Here is a 13,009-nt window from a genome sequence, read left to right on the forward strand (position 1 = left end):
GGGCGGACAGGTAATGTTACCGCTGAAATTGTGAATGATGATAAAGATGCAGAAGCAGCTGCCAGAAATAACGGTTGTTTTGCGGTATTGGGTAGAATCACTGTTAATGTGCCCGAAAGGGATATCATTGCAGCAAGAGTTTTAATTGCACCAGCTGAATATACTGCACCACTACCGCATATTGTTACTGGTTTCATTACAAATGGAAGGCTTATCCTTAATAATGTACCTATTGGCAGTTATGAGATTGAAATTACTGACCAATGCAATATCATACATATAGTTCAGGTAGAAGTTCCGCCATTTGTGCAGCGACCCTTTGCTGCCGAGTTTCGTCCTGATTGTGCATCAGGTAATGCTTCAGTTAAATTCTGGAGTAAAAATGCACCCCTTACAGAAGCTTCAGTCACGGCTGCCCCAGCGGCATTCCAACCAACATTACCTTATAATGCAACATCAGCAATAGATTCAGGAGAGTTATATCTTGACAACCTGCCGCAGGGTAATTATACATTTACCGGTAAAGATGGATGTGGTATTATTGAGGCGGTAAGTATTACAATTTCAGGGGTACACGACGATGCTAACTCTTTTACTTTTCTTCCATATTGTGGATCGTTTGACATTGACATGAATGATAATACGGCTCTTACAGGGGCTAAATACTGGCTTCAAAGACAAAATCCTACTACCGGCGCATGGGGTCATCCCGCCACAGGAAGTATGTATACCGAAGGAGAACTGCCATCAGATACAGATTCGCAGTCGCTTACAAATAATCAGATTACCCACAATTTCACGATAGACGGCGATTTTAGGATTGTGAGAAGTTTTGAAAGTTTTGGTAGCGGAGAGGATAAAAAGTTATGCCTGAAAACGCTTGGTGAATTTTCATATAGCATGGATCTCACCATAACAAATGCATACAGCCTTAGTTGTACCGGAAATCCGGATGATATACTTATCGTCGCTGAAAATGGGCTGGAACCCTACACCTATTCAATTACTTCTAAAGACGGACAGCCGTTTGCCATTAATAACGGCAATAATCCTGTTTTTAGCGGATTAGCACCCGGATCATATGATTTTATGGTTCATGATTCCTGTACAAACAACAGGCCGATATCACTAAACATTACTACACTGCCACCGTTAGTTGATGCGGTAAATGCTGATGATATTGTAATTTGTGCAGAAGGGCAAACGACTAATCAACCCTTTAATTTACGTATCAGAGACACACAAATTCTTAACGGGCAAAGTCCCGCATTATATACTGTAACTTATCATTTGTCTCAGGCCGATGCAGATAATAATATTAATTCACAGCCTGATGTCATAAATAACACAATAAACAATCAGCAAATTTTTGCAAGGGTTGTCCACAATTCAATCCCCATTTGTCACAAAGTTGTAGCTTTCCGTCTGAAGGTAAGTACACCACCGGTAATTGTAATGCCAACACAGTACTACATCTGCGGAGGCAACGGATCTGTGACACTTGAAGCAAATGCAGGTCATGATACATATGTATGGTCAACCGGGGCAACTACAAGGTCAATCACCGTAACAACGCCAGGAATATATACTCTTGATGTTACTGATAATGGTTGCAGTACGCAGCAAACTATTACGGTAAGTCCCTCGGAAAAGCCGTCGATAACTGAAATTGAAACTATTGATTGGACAGTTGATGACAACAGTATAACTATTGTAGCGGGTGGCGCCGGAAGTTACCTTTATTCGCTTGATGGAGGTCCGTTTCAGCGAAGTAATGTTTTTGAGAACCTGCCGATAGGTATGTATAAGGTAGCTGTAAAAGATGAATTTGGCTGCGGAGAGATTTCTGAAGATGTAGTGTTGCTGAACTACCCGAAATTTTTTACTCCAAACGGCGATGGCCAGAATGAAAAGTGGCGAATCAAATTTGCAACGTTTGAGCCAAATCTCCAAATTTATATTTTTGACAGATATGGAAAGCTTATTACAGGTTTTACCGGTGAAGGAGAGGGTTGGGATGGTACACTGAACGTTAAGCCATTGCCGTCAACTGACTATTGGTTTGTGGTTGAACGTGAAAGCGGAATAGTTTACAAAGGGCATTTTTCGCTTATCAGGTAGCGTGGAAATTTCTACACTATTTGTGGAAATCTACAATTTCATAGATTTTTAAGATTAAAGTTGTAATGTGTAAATATTTGATTTTAAAGTATTTACACGAATAAGGAATAACTAAAACATTTTGGCATATTTCTTTCATTATACTTAATACAAGCACACAGTAGTTAAAGTATATAGTAAGGTGATTTGAAGACACGTTCTTCAACTAAAAGGAGATGGAAACATCTCCTTTTGTTTTTATTAACAATTATACTGTTTTAAAAAATGTAAATTTGCAAATATCTCTTACCTGATGGCTATACGTATACTGGTTGTTGATGATGACACTGCTTTTTGTATAATGCTGAAGACCTTTTTACAAAAGAAAGGCTTTGAGGTTGTAAATGCTTTTACGGCTGCTGACGCGCAAAGAGAACTATCACAAAACTATTTTGATATTGTAATTACTGATATTCGCCTTCCCGATAGTGATGGCCTTGCCATACTACGGTATGTAAAAGAAAATTCTTTTGGTACACAGGTAATTTTAATGACAGGGTATACAGATATCAAAACTGCCGTGAATGCCATGAAACTAGGAGCCTATGAATATGTAGGCAAACCTATTAACCCGGATGAAATTCTGCATACTATTAACCAGGCTCTAAAAAAGCAGGAGACCGGTGAAAACAATTCAACACAAAAAGAAACTAAAGCTAAACCTATACAGCCATTTGTAAAAGGTGTCAGCCCTGATGCAAAGCAGCTTCAGGAACATATAAAGCTGGTGGCGCCAACCAATATGTCTGTGCTTATAATAGGTGACAGCGGCACAGGCAAAGAGCATATAGCACACTCCATACATTCTCAAAGCAAACGCAGCAGCCAGCCTTATGTAGCGGTTGACTGTGGGGCAATACCAAAAGAACTCGCTACGAGTGAATTTTTCGGACATATTAAGGGATCGTTTACAGGGGCAATTGGTGATAAGACAGGACATTTTGAGGCGGCCAATGGCGGTACTTTGTTTCTTGATGAAGTAGGTAATCTTTCTTATGAAGTGCAGGTACAGCTATTAAGGGCGCTTCAGGAACGTAAAATTAAACCTGTGGGCAGCAGCAATGAGATACAAGTTGATATACGGGTTGTGGCTGCAACCAATGAAGACCTTACTGAAGCCGTAAAGCGGGGAGATTTTAGGGAAGACCTATATCATAGGCTTAATGAATTTAATATTCGTGTGCCAAGGCTTGCCGACAGAAAGCAGGATATTATGGTATTTGCCAATCATTTTCTTGCTGTTGCTAATGCTGAACTTGAAAAAGAGGTTGAAGGTTTTAGCGAAGAGGTTACAACGCTTTTCAAAAATTATGAGTGGCCGGGCAACCTGCGTGAAATGAAGAATATCATTAAGCGTTCAGTACTGCTTGCAAAAGGCGATACCATTGCCATTGATGTCCTGCCGGCCGAAATGTCAGCTCAGCAAAACCAGCCCCTATATTCTTATAGTAAAAGTAATGAAGAGCAGGCTATCAAAGATGCGCTTGAAAAAGCTGACTATAACAAATCTAAAGCCGCTAAATTGTTGGATATTGACAGGAAAACGCTTTATAACAAGCTGAAACTCTATAACATCGACCTTTAAGCAGATTCTTTTTCCAGTTTTTCTATCAGGCTGAACATCTTGTCGCAAATATTTCTAACATAATCGACTAATTCTTCCCAATCCATGCTATGGGCTCCATCTTCAAGAGGCACCAGCATAGCTGCAATTTCATTAGCTTCAAGCTGCTTAAGCATGGGTATCATTTTATGGGCAATGGCACCAAGAAAATCCGCATCCTTTTTTTCTACAGCAGCAGATAGTGATGCACAGTTTTCTTTAGATGACGTAGTAAAGATTGTGAGGATATTGCGCAATGCATCTTTATCGTTATAAGTAAATTTTGATAGGCTTTCAAGATTATAACTGCTTTCATATTCGCTTTCAAATGTTGTGCTGCCAGCATTTCCATTTTTAGCTATAAGCTGTATAAGTTGCTCTATTTGTACCGGTTTAGGGTGATTTGCAGTAAAGCCTTTCGCCGTGAAATCTTCATCAGATAATTCGCGCCTTCCTGAAAGCGCAATTACAGGCAATGTATTTATTTTATCGTCATAATGTGCACGTATTTTTGACACGAGCTCAAATCCGTCCATTACAGGCATTTGTACATCAGTAAGAACAATATCATAATCGTCTTCTTCTAAAATCTTAAGTACAAGAGTTGAATTAGTTTCCGTTGCAACAGAAACAGGGTAATTGGCTAATAATTCTTTAATCAGGACAAGCTGTACAGGGTCATCGTCTACCGCTAAAATACGCTTATAAGGTACGGTTGTTTTCTCTGCCGGCTTTATTTGTGTATGGGCTTCAGCTTCCAGTGCTGTAGCAATTGCAGGAATCACTATTGTAAAAATAGATCCCTGTCCTTCTTCACTTTCAAGTGATATGCTTCCGCCTAATAATTCAATTATTCGTTTAGATATAGTAAGGCCTAATCCTGTGCCGCCAAATTTTTTCTCTATGCCGTCATGAGCCTGGGTAAATTCCAAGAAAACATCATCTTGCCGGCCTTTTGCAATACCGATGCCAGTATCAAGCACTGAAATATGGATTAATCCCTCCTGAATCCAGGCAGAAACTTCAACCGACCCTTCACTCGTAAATTTTAATGCATTGCTTACCAGGTTAGTGAGTATTTGGCGAAGACGGTATGGGTCAGATATAAAATTCCTGTCAAGTGAATCATCAACATCCCAACTTAGCTCAATATCTTTGTTTATGGCTAAGTGATTGAGCGCGTTGCAGGTTGATTCAATTAATTTCTTGCAATTGAATGGTTTTTGATCTATGGTTATCCGGTTATTCTCAAGTTTTGAGAAATCCATAAGGTCATTTACCAGGTTTTGTATGTAGCCTGCAGATTCCCTGATGTTGGTAAGATAATGTTGCTGCTTGCTGCTTACGCCAGATTCAACTAATAAATTCTGGAATCCGATAATACTGCCAAGTGGAGTTTGCAAATCGTGCGTTACTGTTGCCATAAGCATAGATTTGCTTCGCAAAAGCTGTTCATTTTCAGTATTAAGCACTTCAAGTTGCTTTCTGTATTTTTGATTGATGCCCAGATCTCGGATAATAAGTCCTGCAAAAATGATAAGCAGCAGCAAGGTGGCAGCTCCAATCCAAGCCATAGTCTTTACTGTGTTTGATACGGTTTGCTGTGCAGTAGCTATTTTGGCATATGAGTTTTTAATGAAGTCATTTTCAAGGGAAGACAAAATGGCTCTAAGCTGGTCTGAAATTATACGGTTCTCTTCAAGCAGTTTCTGTTCTTTGGCATAAAGCTGATATTTTAAGTTTTCATCTCTGGCCTGAAGCTTTACAAGCACCTTTTCAAAAGCCATTGCCAAAGAATCATTAGAAACAGGAAGCTTACTAAGAGAGTCGCGCTGTTGTGGTGTGAGGAGTGAATTTACAAGGGCATCCCATTGAAACTTCTTTGTTTGCCTTACGGGCTTAACTTTGCTTCGGATAGAATCTTTGGTGTTGAATATCCCGCTGATGGCGCTGCTGTAAAGATTTTTTGCGCTAAGTTCTTTCCTGAATTTATAAATTTCGGTAACGCTGTTTTTTTTACGGTTTATAAGAAAACGTATACTGTCAAACTTTGGCCGCTGTGCTTCCTCAGCTGTTTGTTCAACATAGCTTACATCAATATTTATCGAATCAAGAAGCCGTGTATAGGCAATATAATCATCTTTGTTAATAGTGAGCATCGCCTTTCTGGCTAACGCTTCAGATGCATATAAATCGGCAATGGCTTTACTTACGCGGAGAATTTTTTTATTGTCGGTAATTTCCTTTGATGGCGCAGCAATCTTTAAAATTTCGGTATATACAAACCAGACAGATGTAACAGCAATGGCAAATAAAAGTAAATAGCCTATAACTACTTTATATGTTATTGCCTTAGGTTTTTGCTGCATAGTATAAAGATAAGAAATCTAAACTTGCCAACGCAAAACAGGCAATTAAAGTATTGCGAAGTTATTCACTTTTCATCATAACGCGAAGGAAAGCTACCTCTTCTTTCAGATGCTGTATTTCTGCGCGCAGGCTGTCAACCAAAATATCATATACTTCTTTGTTAGACTGGCTGAAGCTATCGGGTTTCGCATTAATATCTGCTAGTCCCTCATTAAAAAGATAAGTAATATTAACCTCCAGGAGACGTGCAATTTTTAAAAGCTTCACAACATTTAGCCTGCGGTCATCTTTTTCCAGCCGGCCATAGTTACTTTGGGTAACGTCAAGCTGTACAGCCATGGCTTCCTGAGTAATTCCTTTTTCTTCCCTTAATTTTTTTATGCGCTGACCAATAATATTCATGGCGTAATTATTTTTTTGTAAAAGTATACAGAGTAATTATCGATTAAATAAAAACAACTATATATTCGATATATTACATATAACGCTCGATGAAATGCATAAAATGATTAATTAGTTATTTCTTAACCATAATAAGGCAATAAAAAAGCCGGCAACTTGGCCGGCTCAACTTTACTGGGCAATAATGCCTCTGGAAATTACTATTTTTTGTATTTCAGACGTACCTTCATATATCTGAGTAATTTTCGCATCACGCATCAGTCTTTCAACATGATATTCTTTTACATATCCATTGCCGCCGTGTATCTGTACAGCTTCAATAGTAGTGTCCATTGCAACCTGAGAAGCGAATAGTTTAGCCATAGCGCCACTCATGTCATAATTTTGGTGATTATCTTTATCCCATGCTGCCTTCATGCAAAGGTGGCGTGCAGCTTCAATATTTACAGCCATATCGGCAAGTTTAAAAGCAATAGCCTGGTGGTTGCATATCTCGGTGCCAAAAGCCTTACGTTCTTTAGAATACTTAAGGGCAAGCTCATAAGCGCCTGAAGCAATACCAAGAGCCTGTGAAGCAATACCAATGCGTCCGCCTGAAAGCGTTTTCATGGCAAATTTAAACCCGAAACCATCTTCGCCAATCCTGTTTTCTTTAGGTACTTTTACATCAGTAAACATTAGCGAATGTGTATCACTGCCGCGTATGCCAAGTTTTTGCTCTTTAGGCCCTATTTCAAAGCCAGGCATACCTTTTTCAACAATAAGTGCATTTATACCTTTGTGCCTTTTCTCAACATCTGTCTGTGCTATTACCAGGTAAACATCTGCAGTGCTGCCGTTGGTTATCCAGTTTTTAGTACCGTTAAGCAGGTAATGGTCGCCCTTATCTATTGCTGTAGTTTTTTGTGAAGTAGCATCACTTCCGGCTTCCGGCTCACTTAAGCAGAATGCACCGATTATTTCTCCGGTGGCAAGGCGTGTAAGGTATTTTTGTTTTTGCTCTTCAGTTCCGAAAGTTTGCAATCCCCAGCATACCAAAGAGTTGTTAACTGACATCACTACTGAAGCTGACGCATCAATTTTAGAAATTTCTTCCATGGCCAGCACATAAGATATTGTGTCAAGCCCGCTTCCGCCATATTTAGGGTCAACCATCATTCCCATAAACCCAAGCTCACCCATTTTTTTGATCTGCTCTTTCGGGAATTCCTGTTTTTCATCGCGTTCTAAGACACCCGGCAGCAATTCTGTCTGCGCAAAATCACGCGCCGCCTTTTGTATCATCAGGTGTTCTTCAGTAAGTGTAAAGTCCATTTTATCAGGATTAGTTTTTTTGATTTATTGCGTTCAAATGTAATTATTAATTGTGAACTTTTCAAAACCATTGCTTATTTTTAGCCCATGACAATGCAAAAGTATAATGTAGTAGGGGTGATGTCAGGCACGTCTCTTGACGGGGTTGACCTTGCACATGTAATTTTAAGCCATAATAATCGCAGATGGGATTTTGAGATAAAAGAAACCGAAACTATACCATATACCAGTTATTGGGTTGACAGGCTGAAAAAGGCAGTAGATTTTAATGATGCTCAATTAGAGGTACTTAATAATGAGTATACACAGTTATTAGGTGATATTATAAAGCAATTTTTAGCGAAGCATTCGCTTAAAGGTATAGATGCCGTATGTTCCCACGGTCACACGATTCTACACCAGCCGAATGAAGGCTTTACATTACAGATTGGTAACCAGCCCGAAATTGCAAGAATTACAGGTGTAAAAACTGTTTGCGATTTCCGTGTGCAGGATGTACAATTGGGAGGGCAGGGGGCACCTTTAGTACCAATTGGGGACAGGATTTTGTTCAATGCATATAATGCCTGCCTTAACCTTGGCGGATTTTCAAATATATCTTCTGAAAAGAACGGGGAAAGAGTGGCATATGATATTTGTCCTGTTAATACAGTGCTAAATCATTATGCAAATAAACTGGGCTATCAATATGATGAAGGTGGAAAAATTGCCGCATCTGCAGAAGTACATATTAAACTGCTTGAAAAACTGAACGGGCTTGAATTTTACATTATGCCATTCCCGAAATCACTTGGTTTTGAATTTGTAAAAGAAAAGGTTCTTCCATTAATTGACAGATATAACAGCAATCCGGCTGATGTACTGGCAACTTTTACAGAACATATAGCCATACAGATAAGCGATGTCATCAAATACAGCGATATAAAAAGTATTCTAATTACAGGTGGCGGCGCGTATAATGAGCACCTAATTAATAGGATGCGTAACATATTACCGGAAGTTTCTATAGAAATTCCGGATGATAAAACCATTCAGTTTAAAGAAGCGCTGATATTTGGCCTGCTCGGTGTGCTTAAAATTCGTGGGGAAGTAAATGTGCTGGCTAGCGTTACCGGGGCAAAACATAACCATAGCTCAGGTGTTATATACCTGCCTTAGAGAATCCCGATTTTTTTTATTGCCTCTACAAGTTCACTGTCATCACCGGCCTTCCCCTGCAGCAGCATATTTTTCATCTGCTCTTTGCGCTTTTCTATTGCGCTTAATGACAACGGAACATAATTGGGGATATTTATAGTTTGGATTCCTTCGCTCAGGCGCATCAGTATCTGCTTGTCATAATTATCAAGCTTATAGTTGTCAAACACTTTTTCCTTAAGTGATTTTACAATCTTGCTGCTTAAATAAGTGTCACCGCTAAATATTATTTTAAAAGCATTCAGGAATTCATCAATATCAATATCACTTTTGCACATGATTCCCTGAGGGTTAATTTCTTTAATCAGCCTGTCAACTAAAGATGACTCACTATGCATAGTAAGTATAATTACAATACAGTCAGGCATAATTTTACGGATAAGTAAGCCAAGATCAAACCCTGAAAATATATTTTTCTCGGCATAAGCAGGCAGGCTCAGGTCAAGGTAGGCAATATTAAACGGAGCTCTGTTATCATCCATTATAAGTTTATAAGCCTGCTCACAATCAAGGGCTTTGGTAAACTTTAATTCATAACCTTCAAATTCTTCATCAGAAAGTACATTTATATAACCATTAACCGTCATCGGGTGGTCATCGACGATTAAAATATTTAATTCTTCTCGCATTTTTCTTATTTCTAGGGGTTAACAAATTTATCAAAAATTACACTTCAACCACAAATATCACAATCCAAAATTTTTTATATTGCAAAAACCTTAAAGTCACTTTTAGTGCAATATTCCTACCTAATAATTGATGATGATGCGGAATATCCGGCACAAGTTCTCAGTTTGTTTGAGTCTTTTCCGGAATTTTTTTGCGTTGGCATTGCTACGGGTCATGAAGATGCAATAAATAAAATTTTAGACTTACAGCCAGATATTATAATCCTTGAGCCTCGGGGCAACCAAAGCAAAGACAGCCTGTCATTTTCTGTTATAACAGATTTACATCAATATATCGATAATTTACCGCACTTTATTATACATACAAATTCAACCAAGCTTGCGTATGATGCTATTAAAGCTGGTGCGGCGGACTATATACTTAAACCATTAGATTCAATAGAGTTGAGAAAAAGCCTGCTTAAGTTTAAAAAAGGTTTCACAAAATCTAAAACTGTAAGCATTTTAGATGATAATGGCAGTAATGAAACCATCTGCATAAAGTCATATAGTGATTATCAATTTGTACCGCTTAATGATATAATTTATCTTAAAGCAGATAATAATACAACCGATTTTTATTTGCACAACGGCAGAAAACTTACTGCTTATAAAACGTTAAAGCATTATGAGGCGAGTTTGCCCATGAATTTTTCAAGAATACATAATAGTTACATTGTAAATATTAATTTTATATCCCGAATTAATCTCGGTAAATCACTGTGTTATTTAAATAATAGTGATATTTCAATATCGTTTTCAAAAACATTTAAAGACAATATTGAAGCTATAATCAGAAGGATAGCACCAGGCAATATTTAAAATATGCATTTTACCCTTTAAATGCTATGAGTTACTCGCGTATTAACCCATCTTACTAAAATCTGTTAAAAATCCTCGCTCAGGTTTATTTTCTAACATAGATTTGCCTCAGAATCAAACACCAAAAATGTTTGTTTTTAGACCAAAATTTATTGAAGAAATAACATCTATTTTAAAAATTACACCCATGAAAAAAGCATTCCTTACTCTTGGACTTATCGCTGTGCTTAGCACTACTTTCGTTTCTTGTTCAGCTGATGACAGCGCAATGACAGAAACATCTGCAGATACTCTTACAGAAAACTTTGATAACGGAAACAAAGACCTTCCTAAGCCACCACAGAAACCATAATTAAGGTTTTTACATAAAATATATTATTTTTGAGGCGATAAGTTAAGTACTTATCGCCTCAAAAATTTTGAATATATCTGTAAAGGCATTTGTTTTATTCTGCTTTATCATAACCTTTGTCTCGTGTGAAAATAAAGTAGGTCAGGATTCAGGTTTAGGCAACCGGATTAACGAGCTTATTGACCGAAGCCAAAATGATTCATTAAACATTGGGGTAAGGCAAAAAATTCTTGATTCAGCTTATTCAGAGCTTGAAGACTATAAAAATGATACAGTAACGCGATACCTTTACAGAAGACTGTCTGCAGCGTACTATAATTTAGATTTGTACGGAAAAGCAGTTACATCAGCCAGGACTACATTAAACAGGGGTATTGAAGCTAAAGACAGCCTTAGTATGGCCCGGGCGTATTATTACCTGGCAGATGCTCATTACGGTAAAGGCCAGTTAGATAGTGCATTCACATATTATAGCCAGGCACAAAAATTATATACCGAGATTAACGATCTTGGCACTTTAGGCGAAGTCCTTTTATATAAAGCTTACATTTATTATGATCTAGGTGAATATGCCTTGTGTGAAACTGCTGCGGCAAGGGCATTGCCATTACTTCAGAATGAAAATAAAATTGTACACGTTTATAACTGTTATAATTTAATTGCTACATCTCTGGATGGTTTAAATGATAATCAGGAAGCTTTAAAATACTATGAGTTGGCACTAAGGCAGCTTGACGGTTTTAGAGCCGAAGGATATACAGACAATGACATTAATTTATATAAAGCCTCGTGTTACAATAATATGGGGGGTGTTTATGTCAAGATAAAGGCAAACTGGAGAGCTATCCAGCTTTATAACGAAGCGCTTACAACAAATAATTTAAAAGAAGAGGTGCCGGCATTATACGCTAAATTATTAAATAATTTAGCATATGCTAAGCTTAAAAACGGGGATGATTCGGATCTTCCTCAATTATTTTTCCGGTCTTTAAATCTAAGAAAAGAACTTAATAATAAGTCTGGTATTGTAGCAAGTAATATTTATTTGGGAGAATATTACATAGCGAAACGTGATACTGTAAAAGCTGTGAATTATCTGAAAGCTGCTTTTGCCGGAGCAACTGAAATTGAAAGTAATTCTGAAATACTTAGTTCGCTTGAATTGCTTTCTGCTATTGATCCAAAAAATGCAAACGACTATAACTCAAAAAGATTCGATATTCTTAAAAAACTCCAGATAAAGGCAGAACAAAACAAGGATAAATTTGCCAGGATTGAGTATGAAACCGATAAGCTTGAAATTGAGAAAGAAGAGCTTGCAAAAACTAACAATCTTATAATAGTAGTTTCTGCTGTGGCTTTATTGCTTATAGGAGCGATTTTTATGATATACTATTTAAATGCACGAAACAAAAAGCTTTTGTTAATACAGCAGCAACAGAAAGCGAATGAGGAGATTTACCAGCTGATGTTTGACCAGCAGCATAAAATTGATGAAGCACGCTCTGAAGAAAAAAACAGGATTGCAATGGAGCTGCATGACGGTATCCTGAATAATATATATGCGGTGCGTTTAAACCTTGAATTCATCAACAAAAAAACTGATGAGGAGTCTGTAACCAGGCGCAAAGAATTTATAAGGGAACTTCAAAATGTTGAGTCGGAAATACGCGGGGTCTCGCATGACCTTAGCCGCAATTCTGTTTTCCATGCTGAAAGAACTTTTAAAACGCTTCTTGAATTTATGATTAATTCCCAGAAGAACGCTGATGAAACTATATTTGAGACAAACATTGATGATTCCATAAACTGGGATAATTATAATAATGTTGTTAAGGCAAATATTTACCGGATTATTCAGGAAGCGATACAAAATATAAACAAGTACAGTAAAGCCAAACACGCAGCAATAACTGTATCTGAAGCTAATGGAAATATAGAGGTGGTAATTAAAGATGACGGTATAGGTTTCGATCCCGATAAGATTAAGGGAGGGGGTATAGGTTTGCGTAACCTGCGTAAAAGGGCAGCGGCACTTAATGGTTCAATCAATATTACTTCTCAGCCGGGTAATGGTGCTTCAGTAAAAGTTATCTTTCCGGCTGCATAACATCTGCATAA

10 protein-coding genes (1 of these 10 cut by a window edge) are annotated in these 13,009 nt (G+C 37.8%); 6 read left to right on the forward strand and 4 right to left on the reverse strand.

Annotated features, from left to right (window positions below):
- Both LRS05_RS04900 and LRS05_RS04905 read left to right on the forward strand, forming a co-directional pair.
- Window positions 1-2,121 carry the 3' portion of a T9SS type B sorting domain-containing protein gene (locus LRS05_RS04900; RefSeq protein ID WP_257867292.1) on the forward strand. It extends 1,086 nt beyond the left edge of the window, so only the last 2,121 of its 3,207 coding nucleotides appear in the window; its start codon lies beyond the left edge, outside the window; it ends in the stop codon at window positions 2,119-2,121.
- Window positions 2,122-2,413: 292 nt separating this feature from the next.
- Window positions 2,414-3,745 (forward strand): sigma-54 dependent transcriptional regulator, encoded by a 1,332-nt coding sequence (locus tag LRS05_RS04905; protein WP_257867293.1) that lies wholly within the window; start codon window positions 2,414-2,416, stop codon window positions 3,743-3,745.
- On the opposite strand, the gene LRS05_RS04910 is transcribed toward LRS05_RS04905, so the two are convergent.
- The 3 genes from LRS05_RS04910 to LRS05_RS04920 form a co-directional block, all read right to left on the reverse strand.
- Window positions 3,742-6,132, reverse strand: coding sequence for an ATP-binding protein (locus tag LRS05_RS04910; protein ID WP_257867294.1), 2,391 nt, complete (start codon window positions 6,130-6,132; stop codon window positions 3,742-3,744). The two genes, LRS05_RS04905 and LRS05_RS04910, sit on opposite strands and share 4 nt — an antisense overlap.
- Before the next feature lie 61 nt (window positions 6,133-6,193).
- Window positions 6,194-6,535: a helix-turn-helix domain-containing protein gene (locus tag LRS05_RS04915; RefSeq protein WP_257867295.1), complete on the reverse strand. Its 342-nt coding sequence runs from the start codon at window positions 6,533-6,535 to the stop codon at window positions 6,194-6,196.
- A gap of 171 nt (window positions 6,536-6,706) precedes the next feature.
- Window positions 6,707-7,849, reverse strand: a complete 1,143-nt coding sequence (locus LRS05_RS04920; protein ID WP_257867296.1) for an acyl-CoA dehydrogenase — start codon at window positions 7,847-7,849, stop codon at window positions 6,707-6,709.
- Between the two features lie 93 nt (window positions 7,850-7,942).
- Between LRS05_RS04920 and LRS05_RS04925 the strand changes: the two genes are divergently transcribed.
- Window positions 7,943-9,007, forward strand: coding sequence for an anhydro-N-acetylmuramic acid kinase (locus LRS05_RS04925; RefSeq protein WP_308224822.1), 1,065 nt, complete (start codon window positions 7,943-7,945; stop codon window positions 9,005-9,007).
- Here the strand turns inward: LRS05_RS04925 and LRS05_RS04930 are convergent.
- On the reverse strand, window positions 9,004-9,675 hold the full coding sequence (locus LRS05_RS04930; RefSeq protein WP_257867298.1) for a response regulator: 672 nt from the start codon (window positions 9,673-9,675) through the stop codon (window positions 9,004-9,006). The genes LRS05_RS04925 and LRS05_RS04930 overlap by 4 nt on opposite strands.
- Window positions 9,676-9,780: 105 nt before the next feature.
- On the opposite strand from LRS05_RS04930, the gene LRS05_RS04935 reads away from it, so the two are divergent.
- From LRS05_RS04935 to LRS05_RS04945, 3 genes are all read left to right on the forward strand, one after another.
- The gene (locus LRS05_RS04935; protein WP_257867299.1) at window positions 9,781-10,536 is read left to right on the forward strand and encodes a LytTR family DNA-binding domain-containing protein; all 756 of its coding nucleotides are present in this window, start codon (window positions 9,781-9,783) and stop codon (window positions 10,534-10,536) included.
- Window positions 10,537-10,723: 187 nt separating this feature from the next.
- On the forward strand, window positions 10,724-10,888 hold the full coding sequence (locus LRS05_RS04940; protein WP_257867300.1) for a hypothetical protein: 165 nt from the start codon (window positions 10,724-10,726) through the stop codon (window positions 10,886-10,888).
- A 67-nt stretch (window positions 10,889-10,955) separates the two neighbouring features.
- Window positions 10,956-12,998: a tetratricopeptide repeat-containing sensor histidine kinase gene (locus tag LRS05_RS04945; RefSeq protein WP_257867301.1), complete on the forward strand. Its 2,043-nt coding sequence runs from the start codon at window positions 10,956-10,958 to the stop codon at window positions 12,996-12,998.
- The last annotated feature ends 11 nt before the right edge of the window (window positions 12,999-13,009 follow it).

Origin of the sequence: Flavobacterium sp. J372 (assembly GCF_024699965.1) — a bacterium.
In the GTDB taxonomy this organism is placed as follows: domain Bacteria; phylum Bacteroidota; class Bacteroidia; order Flavobacteriales; family Flavobacteriaceae; genus Flavobacterium.

Excerpts from the sequence above, each read along its gene's own strand:
- LRS05_RS04925 (WP_308224822.1), top strand. The coding sequence starts at position 7,943 with ATGCAAAAGTATAATGTAGTAGGGGTGATGTCAGGCACGTCTCTTGAC.
- LRS05_RS04905 (WP_257867293.1), top strand. The coding sequence starts at position 2,414 with ATGGCTATACGTATACTGGTTGTTGATGATGACACTGCTTTTTGTATA.
- LRS05_RS04915 (WP_257867295.1), bottom strand. The coding sequence starts at position 6,535 with ATGAATATTATTGGTCAGCGCATAAAAAAATTAAGGGAAGAAAAAGGA.
- LRS05_RS04940 (WP_257867300.1), top strand. The coding sequence starts at position 10,724 with ATGAAAAAAGCATTCCTTACTCTTGGACTTATCGCTGTGCTTAGCACT.
- LRS05_RS04930 (WP_257867298.1), bottom strand. The coding sequence starts at position 9,675 with ATGCGAGAAGAATTAAATATTTTAATCGTCGATGACCACCCGATGACG.
- LRS05_RS04910 (WP_257867294.1), bottom strand. The coding sequence starts at position 6,132 with ATGCAGCAAAAACCTAAGGCAATAACATATAAAGTAGTTATAGGCTAT.
- LRS05_RS04920 (WP_257867296.1), bottom strand. The coding sequence starts at position 7,849 with ATGGACTTTACACTTACTGAAGAACACCTGATGATACAAAAGGCGGCG.